General features: G+C 63.8%; 12 protein-coding genes. 7 read left to right on the top strand and 5 right to left on the bottom strand.

Going from position 1 to position 17,471, the window contains the following annotated elements:
* Window positions 1-912: 912 nt before the first annotated feature.
* A protein-coding gene (locus ACFWSK_RS16885) for an IS5 family transposase (RefSeq protein WP_383786152.1) occupies window positions 913-1,721 on the bottom strand; the annotation gives its coding sequence in 2 pieces (ribosomal slippage) (window positions 913-1,373 and window positions 1,373-1,721; 810 coding nt in all).
* Window positions 1,722-2,260: 539 nt separating this feature from the next.
* Between ACFWSK_RS16885 and ACFWSK_RS16880 the strand changes: the two genes are divergently transcribed.
* From ACFWSK_RS16880 to ACFWSK_RS16855, 6 genes are all read left to right on the top strand, one after another.
* Window positions 2,261-4,420 (top strand): DEAD/DEAH box helicase family protein, encoded by a 2,160-nt coding sequence (locus ACFWSK_RS16880; protein ID WP_383786149.1) that lies wholly within the window; start codon window positions 2,261-2,263, stop codon window positions 4,418-4,420.
* Between the two features lie 14 nt (window positions 4,421-4,434).
* Window positions 4,435-4,650 carry a hypothetical protein gene (locus tag ACFWSK_RS16875; protein WP_381832578.1) on the top strand — a complete coding sequence of 72 codons (216 nt, stop codon included), beginning with the start codon at window positions 4,435-4,437 and terminating at the stop codon, window positions 4,648-4,650.
* On the top strand, window positions 4,650-6,791 hold the full coding sequence (locus ACFWSK_RS16870; RefSeq protein WP_383786146.1) for an AAA family ATPase: 2,142 nt from the start codon (window positions 4,650-4,652) through the stop codon (window positions 6,789-6,791). Before ACFWSK_RS16875 ends, ACFWSK_RS16870 begins: the two co-directional genes overlap by 1 nt.
* A complete protein-coding gene (locus tag ACFWSK_RS16865) occupies window positions 6,788-7,216 on the top strand; it encodes a hypothetical protein (protein ID WP_383786143.1) in 429 nt (142 codons plus the stop codon). The genes ACFWSK_RS16870 and ACFWSK_RS16865 overlap by 4 nt, the downstream gene beginning before the upstream one ends.
* 372 nt (window positions 7,217-7,588) lie before the next feature.
* A complete protein-coding gene (locus tag ACFWSK_RS16860) occupies window positions 7,589-8,005 on the top strand; it encodes a hypothetical protein (protein WP_383786140.1) in 417 nt (138 codons plus the stop codon).
* A gap of 29 nt (window positions 8,006-8,034) precedes the next feature.
* Complete coding sequence (locus ACFWSK_RS16855; RefSeq protein WP_383786137.1) at window positions 8,035-8,718, top strand: hypothetical protein; 684 nt, start codon at window positions 8,035-8,037, stop codon at window positions 8,716-8,718.
* Window positions 8,719-9,468: 750 nt separating this feature from the next.
* Here ACFWSK_RS16855 and ACFWSK_RS16850 read toward each other — a convergent pair.
* The 3 genes from ACFWSK_RS16850 to ACFWSK_RS16840 all read right to left on the bottom strand — a co-directional run bounded on the left by ACFWSK_RS16850 (window position 9,469) and on the right by ACFWSK_RS16840 (window position 14,521).
* Window positions 9,469-12,006 carry an ATP-binding protein gene (locus tag ACFWSK_RS16850; protein ID WP_383786134.1) on the bottom strand — a complete coding sequence of 846 codons (2,538 nt, stop codon included), beginning with the start codon at window positions 12,004-12,006 and terminating at the stop codon, window positions 9,469-9,471.
* Window positions 12,007-13,454: 1,448 nt separating this feature from the next.
* Window positions 13,455-14,123 (bottom strand): nucleotidyl transferase AbiEii/AbiGii toxin family protein, encoded by a 669-nt coding sequence (locus ACFWSK_RS16845; RefSeq protein ID WP_383786183.1) that lies wholly within the window; start codon window positions 14,121-14,123, stop codon window positions 13,455-13,457.
* 5 nt (window positions 14,124-14,128) lie between these two features.
* The gene (locus tag ACFWSK_RS16840; RefSeq protein WP_266869216.1) at window positions 14,129-14,521 is read right to left on the bottom strand and encodes a hypothetical protein; all 393 of its coding nucleotides are present in this window, start codon (window positions 14,519-14,521) and stop codon (window positions 14,129-14,131) included.
* 704 nt (window positions 14,522-15,225) lie between these two features.
* On the opposite strand from ACFWSK_RS16840, the gene ACFWSK_RS16835 reads away from it, so the two are divergent.
* On the top strand, window positions 15,226-15,795 hold the full coding sequence (locus ACFWSK_RS16835) for a carbamoyltransferase N-terminal domain-containing protein (protein ID WP_383786131.1): 570 nt from the start codon (window positions 15,226-15,228) through the stop codon (window positions 15,793-15,795).
* A 308-nt stretch (window positions 15,796-16,103) separates the two neighbouring features.
* Here the strand turns inward: ACFWSK_RS16835 and ACFWSK_RS16830 are convergent, their stop codons facing one another.
* Window positions 16,104-17,354 (bottom strand): IS701 family transposase, encoded by a 1,251-nt coding sequence (locus ACFWSK_RS16830; protein WP_383786128.1) that lies wholly within the window; start codon window positions 17,352-17,354, stop codon window positions 16,104-16,106.
* Between the last annotated feature and the right edge of the window lie 117 nt (window positions 17,355-17,471).

Raw genomic sequence — 17,471 nt, 5'->3', positions numbered from 1 at the left:
CCGGCACGATCCACGGCGACGCCCCCACACCCGGCTGAACGCTCAGCTCCCGTCATGGACACGGCCACCAGGCCCAACCACACCACCTCATTGTGTTAAGGCACGACCCCCGGTTTCTTCGCGGCGCCCGAAGGCATGGAGGCGCGAGCCCGGGAGCAGGTGCACGCGTACACGGGCACCCTCGCAGGCGTGCTGGGCATCACCGCGGGAGTCGCGGCCAAGGCGCAGGCCAGCCGACTCGCGTACTGATCACCGGGTGCGCGGCCCGAGTGCGGCACTGCACTCACCCGGTAGTGCTCTTGCGCCATTCGTCCAGCAGGACCTGGGTCGCGTCGCCGTAGGCTCGGGCGCGCTTCCAAAGTTGGTGCTGGTCGGTGTGAAGCCGACGGGTCTCGTCTTCCATGCTGGGGCGGATACGCAGGCCGGCTGCTGCTCGGCGGCCGTCCGAGGCGTGACTGGCCTCGGTGATTTCGTACGAGGCCGACGACCCCCGGACGTCATTGGCCCGGTGGCTCGCACCCAACTGCTCCGCCCAGGAGGAGACGGCAGCCAGCCGGGTGGTCCAGCGGCATCCCCAAAGCGCGCTCCGGCCCCGCCTTGGGGATGCTCCGCCAGACGGCGCCGGAATGCTGGATCGCCTCGACCCACCAGGACGGCGCCCCTGGGCCCACGGGCCGCGGTCGGGGAAGCCACACCGGCGGACGCCGTCCCGATGCTGCCCGCCGAAGAAGGAGATCGGCGGCTCTCAGGTAGGCCACATCGCACACCTGGCTGCGGGCCCGCAGCGCCGAGAACGTGGCGCTGCAGCGGCTGTGTGCCTCTTCATCCTTCCCGGCGTAGACGAGCGCCTCGCGTGCCGACGAGGCCCGTCCGTGCGCCGCGGCGGAGAGCTGCCCCAGCTTAGACTTCATCTCATTTGGCCAGTCTGCGGTAGCAGATGAGGGTGCAGGCGAGGCTGGTGAAGGCGAGGAAGTGCTCGGCCTTACGTTCGTAGCGGCGGTGTAGTCGTCGGCAGCCGGCGAGCCAGGACATGGTTCTCTCGACGACCCATCTGTGGCGGCCGAGCCGTTGTGAGGACTCGATGCCTCTGCGGGCGATGCGGTGTTTGATGCCGCGACCGCGTAACCATCGTCGCAGGTGGGCGTAGTCGTAGCCCTTGTCCGCGTGGAGCTTGCCGGGCTTGCGTCGTCGGCGTCCGCGGCGTGAGCGGATGGGCGGTATGCCGCGAACGAGGGGCTCGAGAGCCTGACTGTCGTGCAGGTTCGCCCCCGAGATTGCGACGGACAGGGGCAGACCGGTCCGCTCGGTGATCAAGTGGATCTTCGAGCCGAACTTGCCCCGATCGACAGGATTCGGACCTGTCAGGTCCCCCTTTTCAAGGCCCTCATGTTCACCGAGTCGATCGCGCAGCGGGACCAGTCGAGCTCGCCGCGGGCGCCGAGTTCGTCGAGGACCAGGCGGTGGAGCTTGGCCCACACCCGGGCCTTGCTCCACTCGGAGAACCGTCGGTGGGCTGTCGCCCCCGAGGGGCCGAACGATGCCGTGGGCAGCTGCTGCCAGGTACAACCCGACGTCGCGACGAACACGATCGCGGCCAGTACTTCTCGGTCACCGTGTCGGCGCCGTCCACCGCCTTGGGGCCGCGAGGGCGCCTCCGGCACCACCCGTTGGAACAGCTCCCACAGCTCGTCCGGCACCAGCCGTTCAACGATCCCCACCATGGCTGACAGCCTACCCGCGAGGTCCAAATGAGATGACTTCTTAGTCGGCCCAGTGACTGGGAGGAGGCTGTTGACCTTCTTGCTCGGCGGCTCCCGCCAATGGCGGGGCAGCGGTGATGTCGGCGTATCGCGGTCGGGACCGGTTGGCCAGCTGCTTGGCGAGCGTATGAGCTTCGGATGTGAGGCCGTCGAGGATCCCTCGACGTAGGGGGTGCTCGGGCGGGATGCCATGTCTTGGGCGGCGTCCAGTTCGCTGTGATCAATCGGAGCGACCGCTACGTTGATCGGCCCGCTGCCCTGCCGGTTCACCGGCGGAGGGGCAGAGTGAGTCCAGCTGCTGCCTGACCGTCAGATTCCCCGTACGAGAGTGATCACGCCTGGCTATCATGGGAGTTAGCGGCCCAGGGGCCGAATGGTTGCTCGGATCCGAGCCCATCAACGCCCCCTGGTTGCGTGGACGCTGATGTTCAGGTCATGACTTCATCTCCGATCCATGGCAGCCGACCAGGAGTGGAACGACCGCGAGGGGGGCAGGCGCTGTGATCGGGCAGCTTCCGGTGGTCCTTGGACGTGTGATGCCGGTCTATGAAATTCCAGAAGATGATCTGATCGGTGAAGTCCTGGTGCCGGCGATGAGGGTATCGGACGATGTTCGGATCGCCGCCGGTTTCTTCAGCTCCCAGTGCCTGGCACAGATCGCGCCTGGTCTGGCGGACTTTCTGCGTCGAGACAGTGGCACGCTGCAGCTCCTGGTGAGCCCGGCCGTCGAGGCCGCCGATCTGGATGCGATGGAGCGAGGAGTCAGGAGTCCCGAGCAGGTCATCGAGAATGCGGTCGAGCGCCTGCTCAAGGATGCAAGTCTCTCCGAGCATGCCCTTGTGCACCACACCCTCGACTGTCTCGCCTATCTAGTCGCAAGCGGACGCCTTACCGTGCGATTCGCTCTGATGAAGTTCGGGATGTACCACAAGAAGCAGTGGCTCATGAGATCGGGGGCGGATTGGCTCGCCGTGCATGGGTCAGGTAATGCCACGGGTCGGGGACTGCTCGTAAACGGTGAGCAGATGACGATTGATCGACCTTGGCGGGATGGGCAAACTGCAACCGACCGCGTGGCCAAGCTCCTTGCTGGCTGGGACCGGCAGTGGAACAACGAAAGCCCACACGTTCTGTCGGTGGAGCTCAACGACGGTTTGCGATTGGCTGGCCGGCAACGCAGTAGCACGCAAGCGCCGACCATGGACGACTTCTGGCGAGCCTGGCATGCCGACCACGCTCGCGGCTTGGAGCCTCCGCTCCCACCGGGCGTGAGTGTTGCGCAACCGAGACTCCTGGTAATTCCCGATGGGGTGGAGTGGCGCAGAGGCCGCTACGCGCACCAAGCGGAGGCAGTCGAAGCGTTCTCGGTCAACGGTTCTCGGGGGATCCTTTCCATCGCGACGGGGGGAGGGAAGACACAGGCGGCGCTGATTGCCGCCACTCAGGAACAAGACCGACACCAGGCGCCGATGGTAGTGCTCGTGGTTGTACCCAGCGCTCCATTGGTCCGACAGTGGGCGGAGACGGTTCGCCGCTTCGGGATTGAACCACTCCTTCCAGGCGACACGTCGGTGCCCAAACGACAGGTTCGGATCGAGGAGATCAAGGCGGGTCTGGCCACACAGGGGGCATACACCGCGGTGATCGTCTGCACACAGAGATTGTTCTCGACCGACGAGTCCTTTCGAGGCTTTATCGAAGGCTTGCCGAAGTCTGTTCTTGCAATGATTATCGGCGACGAAGTTCATAACCTGGGGTCGAAAAGCTTCCTGTCGAATCAACCGATGCGATTCGACGTGCGTCTGGGGCTCTCGGCTACACCAGTTCGGCAGTACGACCCTGAGGGTACGGATGCGTTGATCAACTACTTCGGTCCGGAGCTCTTCGAGTTCACTCTGAAGGACGCAATCCGCGCCGAATGCCTCACTCCGTACAATTATCATTTGCATGAAATCGCGCTTTCTGAAGACGAGATGGCTGAGTACGAGAGCTTGACTCGGCAGCTTCAGCGAAAGGGATTTCAGAATGCGGATCACGGTCAAGACTCCGAACTACAAGCGCAAATCGAGCACCTGCTGCGTCGCCGGCGGGCGCTTCTCGAGCATGCTGAAGCCAAGATTCCGGCGCTCGGCGCGCTTCTGACGAGTAGTGGCTTGGGCGCTGTGAGCAGGACGCTCATCTACACATCGGCGAAGCCGCCGGTCCTAACCAATGAGCGGCAAATCGATGCGACAAACCGAATGTTGAATGAGCTTGGCGTCAGCTTCCATCAATTCACCCATGCTGAGACCGCTCGTCGCGGTTCGGGGAAATATCTGGAGGCGTTCGGGCGGGGGGAATACCAGGTTCTCACCGCGATGCAGGTATTGGATGAGGGCATTGATATCCCTCAGACAGACACGGCTTATCTCCTTGCGTCCAGTACTGTGCGCCGAGAGTGGGTGCAGAGGCGAGGCAGGATTCTTCGGCGCTCGGAGGGTAAAAGCATCGCTAATCTTCATGATTTCTTGGTCGTTCCCCCGCGACTTGGCTCCAAGGAAGCCCGCTCGCTCTTGGTCGGTGAGTTGACCCGAGCACGTGAGTTCGCGAGCGCTGCCGACAATGAGTATGACTCTGACGGGCCGCGAGTAGTTATTGGCAAGCATGAGCGCATGCTCTGACAGCGAGGATGAGAATGACGACAACACCGCGAATCGCTGAGGTTGCGCACGAGGAAGTTAAAGCACTCGACGATAGGTACGACGGCTATCACGATGATCTAGTGATGGCTCTTAACGAGCTGGTACGGCAGCAGAGCCATGCAACTGATCGGCAGCGCCAGGAGCACCTTCAGAAGATCATCGAGAGCATAGGAGGGCGTGCGATCACGCTCGGAAAGAGGGACGCCTGATGAGACTGCAGCGCATTCATGTCCTCAACTTCAAGCTGCTGCACGATGTCACGATTGACCTCTCGACAGATCCTGCACGCCCGCTGACAGTGATCCGAGCCGAGAACGGGTCGGGTAAGACGTCACTTCACTACGCTATTTTGTGGGGCCTATATGGAATTAAGGGGCTCCGGGAAGTCACGAGGGCGGACAGCATCCGCTTGACCTCCACAGCAAGTCCAGTACGAGTGCCGATCACAGTTGAGGTGAGCCTCGAGTTTGAGGTCCAAGACGATGGTGACGCGCCAGCGCGCTTCCGGCTTCATCGCACAGTGACTGAGACCCCGACCGACGGGGACGATATCAGCCGCGGCAAGGAATTTCTCCGCATCACCAGACTCACGGAGGCCGGTGGCGAGCAGGTGCCATCGCCAGACCAGTGGATTGAGCAGCGGCTGCCTGGACGACTTGCCGATGTGTTCTTTACGAATGGTGATGACGTCCAGAAGTTCATCACGGGCCGGCAGCATGCCCACGAGCGCCAGGCGAAAGTACACCTGGCGATTGAGAACCTGCTCGGGATCGGCAAGCTTCGCAGAGCCGTGGAAGATACCACCGCCGTATATCGGGTTTACGAGAAGCGTGCCGCAAAGGATGCAGGCGCCAAGGTCGAGGCGCTGTCAGACCAAAAGGATGTGCTTAAGCTAAAGTTCGATAGCCTTGAAGAACAGATCGCCAAGATTACGTCCCGCCGCAGCAATATGGAAGATGCTGCAGTCGAGATCCGGCGTGAATTCGATGCGATCAAGGGGAATGGCGACCTTGATCAACTCAATTCGCAGATCACCGATCTCGAGCTTGATATTTCAACCCTTGAAAAGCGAAAGGTCGGGTGTCTTCGCGAGATGACCCACCTGTTGCGTAACGAGGTGACGTCATGGTCCCTGATGAGTGAGACTCTAACCGCTGGGCTTGAACGGCTTGACGAGCTCGCGGACAGGAGGATCATCCCCAGTCATTCTGTCCAGGTGCTGGACGACTGCCTCGGCGCCGGCGAGTGTATCTGCGGCGAATTGCTTACGCCAGGCTCTCCTCATCGTGAGCGTGTACAGATTCTTCTCGACGAACAGCGTGAGAAGACTGAAATGAGCGAGTACCTTTCGGATACACGATATCGGGCGCGTGCGCTCCGCGATATGGGCAGCAATCCCGACGGGTTCGAGAACCGTAGGGTTTCGCTCCTCTCGGAGTACACGAAGACTGTCCAAGATATCCAACGTAAGGGCATTGGACTAAAGAGCGCGACGGAGCGACGCGGGCGCATCGACGACGAGAAGGTTCGGAGGCTCCAGGCTGACCTAGATGATCTCCATGTGAAAATGAAGGATGCCAGCGAAGAGCTCGGCAGACTTGGCGACCGGCTTGAGGCGGCCAAGGAGGATCTCGCGGCCAAGGCCCAGGAGCTCGAGAGGGCAGAGCGTGAAGCCCGGATCAGCAGCGATGTCGGCACAAAGCGTAATGTGGCCAACGACTTGATGAGGCTCTCATCCATCGTCCGCAATCGCCTCGAGGGGGACTATGTCAATCGAGTTTCAACCAAGCTGGAAGGAATGTTTCATGGGATCCTTGGCGCCGATAACTCTGAGACTCGCGGCGTCTATACAGGCGTGAAGATCACCAACGCATTTGATATTAATGTCATGAGTCAGCGTGGGACTAGCCTCGACCCTGACTTTGAGATCAACGGAGCTGCGCAGCGTGCCCTAACGCTTTCTTTCGTGTGGTCTCTCATGGAGGTTGCCGGCGTCGTCGCTCCACGGTTTATTGACACTCCTCTTGGGATGGTCTCCGGGGATACCAAGCGGCGCATGGTCGAAGCGATCACGCGTCCGCCTGAGTCTTCCGGAACTCCGTTCCAGGTCGTTCTCCTGCTGACGCGTTCGGAGATCGCTGACGTCGAGGAAATTCTCGATGACCGCGGAGGGGCGTTCGTGACGCTCTCGTGTAGCCATCACTACCCGGGAGATCTGCAAAACGATTGGCATATCGAGTACCCAACCTCGCGGACCTGTGCGTGCACACATCGTCAGGTGTGCGATGTATGTGCCCGTCGTCGTGACAACGAACTTCTCGAGTACCGCGAATGCGAGGCATCGCGATGACCGTAGCTGTCAATAGGTATGCCGGTGTCGACCTCTACATGCAGGAGGAAATTCATCGGATTGTTCGCGATCGTACGGGTGCGGGCAAGATGTTTGACCGTCAGATTGATGCATGGTGGCTTGGGTTGTGTATTGGCGTAAGGGAAGGAGAGAGGATTTCCCTCACCCCGGATACTCGCACTGTCAAATTTATTGATGGCACGGTTCTCGGCAGCGATCCATGGAGAATCACTCACTTGGAGTTGCTCGCGCTTGCAACGGAAGGGGATCGCGCCCTGGAGCAGCCTCGAAGAGTCATGGGGATCGCAATGGAGTATGCAAACTTTGGCCTAGAGTGGCTGCGGGACGAATGTCTCCTGAAGGTCGAACCGACACTGTCTTTGCTCAATCGACTCGACCTGAGCAGGCTGTTCAAGGACTCGTGATCTGGCCGATGGCGTGCGAGGCGGTGGTGCTTCTCCGGATTGCGGCCCGGGGGCCGCAAGTATCCGGTACAGCGGTGGGCATCTGCTGGTGCGAGAGTGGGGTGCGTGCATGCAGCGCTGGTCCCCGTTGAACGACCGCCAGCGAGAGCTCCTGCGGCGGCTGCACGCCGGCGAGGAGTTGGACTCGGCGTCGACTGAACGGCTCTCTGCGTATGCGCTGCGCGACCGAGGGCTGCTGGCCGTTGTGCGCCGTGACGGGACGGTGCGGGCCGAGGTCACCGAGGCCGGGAGGTTCTACCTGCAACACGGCCACCATCCGGAGGATCCGCGGTACGCCACCACCGCGCCCAGGCGGCGGCGAAGAAGACGCCTATGTCCTACTCGGAACGACCTGTGGCCCAAGCGCGGCGCGCCAAGGCGGCGGAGCTGATCGAACGGCTCGTGGCTGAACGGCGGGTGGTCATTCAAGAGCCCGACGAGGCGACGGAAGCCGAATACCGGCGGGCCATCGATTGCGCGAAGCGGCACAAACTCACGCCGCCGGGGAAGCGTATCGAGAAGCTCCGCTTGTGGAACCGCGACCTGCAGATCTCCCTCGAAGACGGGCCGCATCACAACGCGAAGAGCGAGAGGCCGGAGAGCGCGCCGCCCATCCCTGTGCCGCCAAACTGCGGTCCCTTCACCCAGTGGTGGCTGCTCTCAAGGAAGACCGATGCCGACTCGCCGTGTCTGCGAATCTGCGGAGCAGGGCTCTCCGACTGCTCCAGGGCCTGTGCGCGGAAGCGGTGAAACGTGGCTATGCGGTACGCGAGCACCCGATGGATGCGAGCTACCGCAGCCGGGCCTATGGGTACGGCGGCACGTACGTCCCCTCTCATCCCTCCCGGCGTGAGGGTGAACTGGACTTGGTCGTGGGCGACTTCACGTACACGGTGACCATCAAGCAGGAATTTCCGCAGTCCGATGACCCGGAGCGGGCGCAGAGTTTGATGGTCGAGCTCTCGTACAGTCGATCGGGCCGCCAGGGCAAGTGGGCTGACCGGAAGCGGTGGAGGCTGGAGGACGTCCTCGGCGCGGTCCTGCGTGAGGTGGAAGTCCGCTCGACGGAGGACGCCCAGCGCCGGATCGACGAGGAGCGTGCCCAGGAGGACCGGAAGGTCCGGTGGCAGGCGGCGATGGACTCGGCGTGGGAGCAGGCGATCCAGGCCCAGCTCGCCACTGTCCTGCGTGAGCAGGCGAAGGACTGGCATGAGGCGAGAGCGCTGAGCCAGTACCGCGATGCCCTGGAGCGCCGGCTGGTTGCGTCAAACGCTTCCGCGGAAGTAGTCGCCACCCGGCAGTGGCTGGAGTGGGCCCGCGCCTACGTCAGATCCCTGGACCCGCTGCGAGAGCTGCCCGGGATGCCGGCGACCAGTGCTCCCGAGCCCGAGGAGCTGAAGCCGTACCTCAAGGGCTGGAGCCATCGCGGCCCGGAAGCGCATGACTACTCCTGGCAGAAGTGATCAAACGGCCCCTTGGCCTGCACGGGCGCCTGTGCTTCTGTCACCGTTGGTATGTCTCTCCTGAGGCCGGAATCGGACGCGGCGGTGGGACGGCGAGTCGGCCGCTCCGGCTTCCCTGCCTGAGCACATTCCGGGCGGGCGGGCCGACTACTCAACGTAGAGGAGGAGCTAGGGAAGACCATCATGCCGTCCGGCAGTTCGCCGCCGCCGTAGGGCGTTCGCGGACGTGAGGTGGCTGGCCGGTCCCGGCCTCTGAGCGACATCGAAGGGAGCGCCGACAAATCCGTAGAGATCTTGCCGCCCGTCCCGCCGGAGCGACGGCGGCTCGTTGAGAGGTCTCTGGCCCGCGTGGATCCGATCAAGGCCCGTCCGGTCCGCGGCGATCTCGATGGCGTCGCGTCCAGATCCACACGGCGCCGGCGACCAACGCCGCCCTGAACGGTGAGAGTGGATCGCGCCACAGCGGCCACTTCAGCGGGCAGCTGGCTATACATCCGGTCGCGGGTGCTCCTACCGCGATACGCCTTCGGGAGTCGATCACCGCTCACCAGCAAGCAACATCGCCGAGCTCCCGCAGAAAAGAGGCCGCACCCCGGCGCCGATGGCTCCGCTGTTGTGGCCCAGGCGGTCGCGGGCGGGCCACGAGGGGGGAGCCCTCCGGCACGACACGCTCGAACCGTCGGGCGTCGCCGTCATATCGCACCAGCGAATCCACCAGCGGAGGGTCTTCAGCGAATCCTGGGACAGGCGTTAACGATTATGGAAAGGACTTCGGGTGCGTAGGTTCTGCATCCAGCGTTGGGCCGCAAGAAGTCCATCCATGTTGCCGGTCTCTTGAAAGGCCGCAGCCGCCTTCTTGAGGCAGTCAGCGGCGTGTCCTATTTGTCCAATCTCTTCATATGTCACGCCGAGGTTCATCAACGTCTCGGCTTCCCGGTATCGATCTCCGCTAGCCCGTTGTACCTGCAGTGCCTGCTCGTAAAAAGAAAGCGCTTCTGGAAGCTTCGCCAGCTCCACATAAGAATTCGCGAGATTCTTCAGTACCTGCCCCTCTTGGTCGCGGTCTTGGAACTCTCGGGCGATGCTCAGGCCTTGCTTAAAGCTCGATGCTGCTTTTTCGTACTCCTTAAGGTCATAGTATGCGCATCCGAGGGTGTTCAGAGTTTCCCCGGCTCCTTTTCGGTCTCCGAGCTCTTGGCATATTGTGAGATCTCTCTGTAGGTACTCCAATGCCTGCTTTGGCTCTCCCAGCTTATTAAGGAGGCTTCCTAGGTTATGAAGCACGAACCCCTCACCGCGAATGTCACCATCTTTTCGGTATGCCGCCAGAGCCTTGCGGAAATATGGCAACGCTTCTTCGAACCTTAGTGTGTCGAGCAAAGAGGTGGCTGCGTGGTTGAAGACTGAAGCTTCACTGGGGTGATGGTCAATCTTCGCGAGCAGGTCGATAGCCTCGCGATGGAAACTGAGTGCAATTTCTGATTGGCGTGCTGCATCGTACAGGCTGCCAATGGTGGACAGTAATTCGATAGTGAGGCGGGGTTCGCCGTATCTATGGCATGCCTTAAGTGCGATGTCGTAGACGTCCTCCCAATCTGTCGCATGCCGATTATGCTTGAAGTAGCCGTCTAGTCGCATGGCTATGGCCATGGCGACGACGTCCCATTCTGCGTGATAGGCATAAAAGACGGCTGAGACGAGGGTTCGGTGTTCAGAGACCATCCACTCCCAGGCGTCCCCTCTAGAAGGGAATTGTTCACCTTGCGCCTCGTCTGATGCCCACCGGATTTGTTGATCGGCTTCTTCGGCTACGGCGAGTAGATGTAGCAGGATCCGCCGCACTGCTTCTGATGCCTCACTGTTGTGCTCTTCCTCCTCTGCCTTCTCCTCCGCGTACAAGCGGATGAGGTCATGCATCAGCCAGCGTTCGGAGCTCTGGCTGACTATGAGGTGGGCGCTCATCAACTTCCGGATGAACTGTCGTGTCCCAGCGCCTGTGGCTTCAAGCAGAACGCCGGCAGTCTCCAACGAGAAGTCTGGGCCAGGCGCCAACGCGAGCAGTCGGAAGGCGCGCGCCTCCGCAGGTGGGAGACGTCGGTAAGAAAGAGCAAACGCCGCTCTAACTGCTAGCGGATTCCCTAGAACGTCAACCTCGCCGTATTCGAGGCTATCGAGGCGGTTCCGGGCGTCCCTCAACTCGTCCACCAGGCTGGCCAGTGAGCGGTTAGGTTCTATCTTCAGGAGCGCCGCACCAATTTGAAGGGCCAGTGGCAGCCTGCCGCAGAGTGAAGCAAGTTGAGCTGCATCTTCGGGATTATCTGCCACTCGAGAGTCATCTGGGTTCGCAATGCGTAGAGCCTGATCGATAATTGCTAGTGCGTTCGCTTGAGGCAGCTCGTCGATCTGTATCTGGCGGCCAGGTAGGGATGCAAGTACATGTCGTGTCGTGATCAACACTCGATGGTCCGAGGAGGCAGGAATGAGCGGAACGACCTGGCTAGCTGTCGAGACGTTGTCCAAGATGATCAGCAGTGGACGCTTCTGGCGACTCCGAAGTCCCGTGTGGGTGCGCCAAAGATCCAGCACTCCTGAGCCGGTGAGCTGAATATCGTTTTCTGGCACGCCTAGGTATTGGAGTAGCTGCTCGGCCGCGTTCTCCGCCTTCAGGTCGCTGTCGTTGCTGCTGTAACCGCGCATATCCACAAATAGCATGCCGCCCGAGAACCAATTTCGCTCTCGCGCACGATATGCCGCCTCGATAGCCAACGTGGTCTTTCCGGTACCGCCCATGCCTGAGACTGCTGTCACTGTAGCTGGATGTTGCGGCGCTTGCTGAGGGTCCAGCTGATCGAGCAAATCAGCCAGGTGATCGTCGCGACCGACGAACCCTACTGGCCGGGGCGGCAGGATTTCCGCTGAATGCCACTCTCCCGGAGTACTCGGCTGTGCGTGCTCAGCGTCCTTGATTGGTCGGCCACCTCGATGTGCCTTCCTCTCCTCGCGTGCTGCGTGAAGAAGGTGGAGCCAAGCCCCTTCGGAGCGCTGAGGGTGATCACGCTTCTGTGCTCGCTTCTGCAGATAGTTCACGAGCAGGACGAAGTATTTCTCCTTGGGCCCGGGCCCTGGAACGTGTCCAGAGTTCAGCCAGGCGCTAATTGTGGAGTCGGAAATCTTGATAGGAGGAGCCTGTTTTGAGGCAAGCCGCACCAGTTGACTCAGGGTGGGCTTTCCCGCTGCCTCATAAAGGCTCTTTAGTTCAATCGTGAACCGGTCGACGGCCCCGCTCAAGGTCAATACCCCCTTGCTAGGTTCCAGTCCTGAACTCCACTGGAACACTCCGAACCACTGTGCTGGCCAGCGTACTTGCCTCCCCGTAGACGAACTGGAGGTCGCTGGAAACCCCCTGGAAGGCGGAGACATGGGCCATGCCCGTCGGGTCAAGCCGCCGGGCGCCGCATCCAGGAGGTACAAGTGAGTCGTCGTCGGAACCGCCGCACCCGCCGCGAAGGTCGGTCTGGTCAGGAAGTGATGTTGGCCGGGGCTGCTAGTTCGGAGACCCCCCGTTCCCGTCTGCAGCAGTCCACCAAGATCATCGACAGCGTGATCAAGGGAGTCTGTGCCGGCGTCACACGTGTTGCTGTCGAATTGGCCTGGTGGTGGATCTCCCAGTAGCGGCAATCAAGTCCAAGCCGAGTTCACCGCAGCCCTGTGTTGGTGCGAGCGACTCGCCGCGGCTGGAGCCCGGTCGGCCGGAACCGGGTGTGGGGCGGCTGTCGCGTAGCCCCTGCGGGGCTGACAGCTGTGGCGCGCGGAGCCGGGGGTCCGGCCCGCGGGGCTGGCTGGTGTGCGGGTCAGTAGCGCTTGCCCTTGAGGTGGCCCTTCCTCGCCACGGCATGATCAACGGGCGGCACAGCACGTGCTTTGCCGCCCGTTCTCGTTCGCTCCGCAGCGATAAGCTGGTAGCCGTTGGGAGGCTACGCAACGGATCGGCGAGGGGTGGGCATCGGGCCCGCCCCTCTGGCGCAGCACCTACCGAGGGCGACGCTTCGGTGGTACCGGGCTTGTGATGAGGTCGATGCCCATGTACTCCTTGAACCGGCCCCCCGACCGTAGTCGACGCTGAGGCCCTGTGTCCCGACATCACGGGCATGTCTGACCCGATCACCTCACGCACTCGCACGCGAACAGGGAAGCCCGTCCCCGTGCCGGGTGCCCTTCGCCTGCCTGTTGGCGTGGGGGTGTTCGACCTGATGTCGATGACGCATCACGTGGAGTGGTGGCGATCTTGGAGTCGGCCGCAAAGGGCTCCTGGCCTGCGATTTTGCCCCTGCATATTATGTGCGATATGGGCGTTACAGGCGATATCTTGACGCTGAAATGACGCTCGTTCTGATGGCGTGTCGGGTGCGCCGGCGGGCTGGCTGGTCAGGCCACTGGAAGAGCAGTGGCGGCGAGCGAGGAGCTCTTCTTTTCGCCACCTCAGCGGCGGTCGTCCGCGCTGATAGAACGTCGTCAGACTGCGGGCTCGAGGGAAGTCAGTTCCTCAGAGCGTGGACGCCCGAAGTCTTGCCGAGCTCTACCTTCGAGGCGTGGCCTGGCTGCCCGGAGGAGTCGGACGTCTGCCGTATCGCCCGAGAGGCTAGTTTGCCCAGTGCCTTGGGATATTTCCACGGCACCGTACTTGCCCCTCGCTCGGCTTCCCCGGGCTCCCGTTTCCGGTGGTCGGCCAGATGTGATCAGTCGATGTCCGGATCATCCGACTCTTCGAGGAGTCGGGCCGCGAGGTCGTCGGCCCACTCCACGGCCCAGGCACGAAGAGCGGTGATGGTGGCCTGGTCCAGGCCGTAGGCGGCGAAGGCTTCGTCGTCGGTCCACTCGGATCCGGCGAGGTTTGCTTGCAGGTCTTCGCGCTCGAAGCGGCCGCGGGCGTGGCGACGGCCGAATTCCTCGAGATCGGCGGTGTTCCAACGGCGGGAGGCTGCGAACACGTCGATCAGGTCACGGGGCGCTCCGCGGTCGGCGAGGGCGCGGACCTTGGTCCCGATCACGTCCTCCTCCGCGAGGACGGGCCCGTACGGGGTCTGGGCGACCGGCCGCCAGAAGATCTCCTTGAGGATGTCGACCTCACAGTCTTGCCCGGTGGCCGGGTCGGTCACGGTGAAGCGGGCGGACAGCGGGGCGGTCTCCAGCGCGTGCACCTTCCAGCCGCGGGCTTCCAGGCCGGCGCGGAGCGTGGCCGCGATGTCGGCCATGGGCGCCGGGTTCTCGGTGGCGACATCGAGGTCCTGGCTGGGGCGGTTCACGAGGCGGTGCGCCCGCACGGCATACCCGCCAGTGAGGACCAGGGGATACGGGGAGCCGAGGGCGATCACATCCGCCAGGAGGTGCGCGTGCAGCTCCGGCATGTCCGTCACGCGGCTGCCTGGGTGCGGGAGGCGAGCTGAGCGAAGGCGTCCTCCCACACGGTGCGCACGGTGCGGCCGACGAGAGTGCGCAGCACCGGCCACAGCTGGAGGAGCAGGTCTTGGTTGAGGTAGCGGGGCAGGTCGTCGTGCAGGCCCTCATGCAAGACAGTGCGATACAGGCCCATGCGCTGGCGCGGCTTGCCCAGGTCGTACGAGGTCATCCCGGACCAGGCCATGTGCAGCGGCAGCTCGACGACCCCCTGGGTCGGGCCGTGCAACTCGTCCAGCGACTCCGGCAGACGGCACCGGAACTTCTCCCGGTACAGCGCGAGGTCCTCGGCGTCCGTGCCCGAGAGGTTCTTCGACGCGGGTGCGGGGTGGTGCGGGCTGGAGGGCATGCCTCCCATTATGGCGGCAGCTTCCCGCTCGCCGAGCAGCTGGACGCGGCCGATCACCGGCCGACATCCACCGGCAGGAAAGTCGGAACGGTCCGCCGCCGCGGCAAACGCGTTGGCGTGGGCGTCTCTGGACATGCGGACGAGGGCAATGCGGTAGAGGGCTGAGTTGGCTCCGCGATTACCGCTGCGCGGGACGGCAACCAAGGCCCAGATCCGCGCCTTGGTTGCCGGGAAGGAGGCCGGCTGCACCGACGTACTCACCGTGGCCGGGCTCCCTGTCCCGGCCACGACATGGGACTCGCCGAGGTGATGGTCGCGCTCGGCATCGCCTCCCAGACCAGCGGTGTGTGGTCCATGCCGTCACGCTCCCGACCCCCGAAGACGAACTGCCAGTTGCTCGCACGCGGATCTCCGGTCTGGCCCGCCTGCGGGCAGCACAGGGCCGCCCGCTCGAAGGCTGACGAGCGACCCAGTCGCTGGGTTGTATGCAGCAGGCGTACAGGCGCATGTGCGCCCTCGTGCATCGCGGGCCTCCGCTTCTGCAGTGGAGAACCCAGGCCTTGAGGAGGCTGCTGCGGCAAGGATCGTGGAGGGGAAACACCGGTCGCCGATCGGGGACGACGGGCACCAGCCGAATCGGCCCGTACCGCCGCCCCCTCCTCCTTTGCTTCCACCCCTCCGCCTGCCTGGTCATCGACGGGAAGGTGGTCGCCTTCGCCGGGGAGGAGCGCTTCTCCCGCCGCAAGCACCACAAGGACTCCCGCTCCTGCGCGGTGGCCGCGGCCTACTGCCTGTCCGAGGCCGGCATCACCCTGGCCGACGTTGACGATATCGCCATCGCCTTCAATCCGGCCTGGCCTACGCCGAGCAACATCTGCATGGACGCCGAGCTGATCGCCGAACTCCTCGCCCCCGCCCTGTTCGGCCACCACCGGCCCCGGCAGGTCACCGTGGTCGAGCACCACCTCGCGCACGCCGCCTCCGCCTTCCACCCCAGCGGCTTCGACGAGGCCGCCGTCCTGGTGGTCGACGGCTCCGGCGACGGCGTCTCCGCCACCCTCGCCCACGGCACCGCCGACGGACTGAAGGTCCTGCGCCAGTTCCCGTTCAGCCAGTCGCTGGGCTGGTTCTACGAGACCGTCGCCGAACACCTCGGACTCGGCAACTGGACCAGCTCCGGCAAGCTCATGGGCCTGGCCGGCTACGGCAACCCCGACCGCTACACCCTCGCCGTCCTCACCGCCCGCGCTGGCGGCTCGTCGAGAAGGAGCTGAGCGACGTCATCGTGACGGCCGCAGTGGCACTTGCCACCATCAGCCCGGACCCGGAGAAGGCGCTCGCCGGCCGTGTCCAGGGCCTGCTGGCGCGCCTCAGCCTCGACTGACCCGGGCCGGACGCCACGCAGAAGGGCCCGCACGGACGTGCAGGCCCTTCCGCGTCATCCCCTACTTTGCGGACGCACACGTCCTAGTAGGGCTTGGTCAGGTCGGTGCGCGGGTGGGTATGTCGCGGTGGCAGGTGGGGCATGCGCCGGCCCAGGTGGCGAGGAGTATTTGCAGCTCGCGGACGATTTGGTAGAGGCTCAGGCCGGTGCCGTGTCTTTTGGGGCGTGGGCCAGCCTCCGGAGGGTGCAGAAGGCGTGGGCGAGGGAGGTGAGGGTGACGTGGTGGTGCCAGCCGTTGAAGGTGCGGCCTTCGAAGTGGGCGAGTCCCAGGGCCTGTTTCATCTCGCGGTAGTCGTGCTCGATTCTCCAGCGGAGCTTGGCCAGGCGGACCAGGGTGGTCAGCGGTGTGTCGGCGGGCAGGTCGGAGAGCCAGAACTGGACCGGCTCGGCCTCTTTGGCGGGCCATTCGGCCAGCAGCCAGCACTCGGCCAGTTCAACGCCTTCGGTGGCATCACGGATCTCGCGTCCTGCTGGGCGGATCCGCAGGGCGACGAATCGCGAGTACATGCGCTTCAAGCCGGTGCGGCCCTTGCCGGGGCGCGAGCCCTCGCGCCATGACACCGGCTTGGCCGAACCACGACCCGCCTCGATGGCCAATGCCTTCACGCTGCGGGCCGGGTCCGGATATCTGGGAACAGGCAGTCGTCCGGTGCCGCTGTAGGGCGGGGTGACCGGGCCGGCGGCGGCCGGGTGGGCGGTGGGCGCGGTGGAGATGCCGACCACGTAGTGCAGACCGCGCTGGTTCAGGCCCAAGCGGAACGCGGCCGCGTCGCCGTAGCCGGCGTCCGCCAGCACCAGCGGGACATCGAGGCCCCAGGACCGGGTCTCGTCGATCATGTCCAGCGCGAGTTGCCACTTCTCCACGTGGCCCAGGTCGGCGGGAATGCCGCACCGCTCGCGGCGGGCCACCTTGAGCGGGTCGGCCTGCGGGGAGACCGGGTCCCAGGACTTGGGCAGGAACAACCGCCAGTTCACCGGCGTCGAGGCATGGTCGCGGGCCAGGTGCACCGAGACCCCGACCTGGCAGTTGGTGACCTTGCCCGCGGTGCCGGTGTACTGCCGCGATACACACGCCGAGGCGTCGCCGTCCTTCAGGAAACCGGTGTCATCGACGATCAACGCGGTGGGGGCGATGGCCTCGTGCATCCGCCAGGCCAGCCGGGCCCGCACCTGGGCCGGACTCCACGGACTGGAGGTCACGAAATGCGCCAGCGCCTGCCGGTTGCCGTCCTCACCCAACCGCGCGGCCATCGGCTCCACCGACTTGCGTCGTCCGTCCAGCAGCAACCCACGCACGTACGCCTGTCCCCAGCGGTGCTGATCCGCGCGCGTGAACGCGTCGAACATCTCCGCCGTGAACGTCTCCAGGTCCTCCCGGACCTGATCCATCTCCTCAGGTGTCACACACCATCAACGCGTCCACGGACACCAGGACACGCCACCAGCGCGTACACCTGACCAAGCCCTACTAGGGGTGTGTATCCCGCCTCCCCGGTGGGAAATGAG

The organism is Streptomyces sp. NPDC058620 (assembly GCF_042717135.1).
In the GTDB taxonomy this organism is placed as follows: domain Bacteria; phylum Actinomycetota; class Actinomycetes; order Streptomycetales; family Streptomycetaceae; genus Streptomyces.
The sequence above is the reverse complement of the archived record's forward strand: the minus strand, read 5'-3'. Positions and strand labels throughout refer to the sequence as shown.

Coding starts and splice junctions, on each gene's coding strand:
- ACFWSK_RS16870 (WP_383786146.1), top strand. CDS start 4,650: ATGAGACTGCAGCGCATTCATGTCCTCAACTTCAAGCTGCTGCACGAT.
- ACFWSK_RS16840 (WP_266869216.1), bottom strand. CDS start 14,521: ATGCCCTCCAGCCCGCACCACCCCGCACCCGCGTCGAAGAACCTCTCG.
- ACFWSK_RS16830 (WP_383786128.1), bottom strand. CDS start 17,354: ATGGATCAGGTCCGGGAGGACCTGGAGACGTTCACGGCGGAGATGTTC.
- ACFWSK_RS16860 (WP_383786140.1), top strand. CDS start 7,589: ATGTCCTACTCGGAACGACCTGTGGCCCAAGCGCGGCGCGCCAAGGCG.
- ACFWSK_RS16875 (WP_381832578.1), top strand. CDS start 4,435: ATGACGACAACACCGCGAATCGCTGAGGTTGCGCACGAGGAAGTTAAA.
- ACFWSK_RS16865 (WP_383786143.1), top strand. CDS start 6,788: ATGACCGTAGCTGTCAATAGGTATGCCGGTGTCGACCTCTACATGCAG.
- ACFWSK_RS16855 (WP_383786137.1), top strand. CDS start 8,035: ATGGATGCGAGCTACCGCAGCCGGGCCTATGGGTACGGCGGCACGTAC.
- ACFWSK_RS16845 (WP_383786183.1), bottom strand. CDS start 14,123: ATGCCGGAGCTGCACGCGCACCTCCTGGCGGATGTGATCGCCCTCGGC.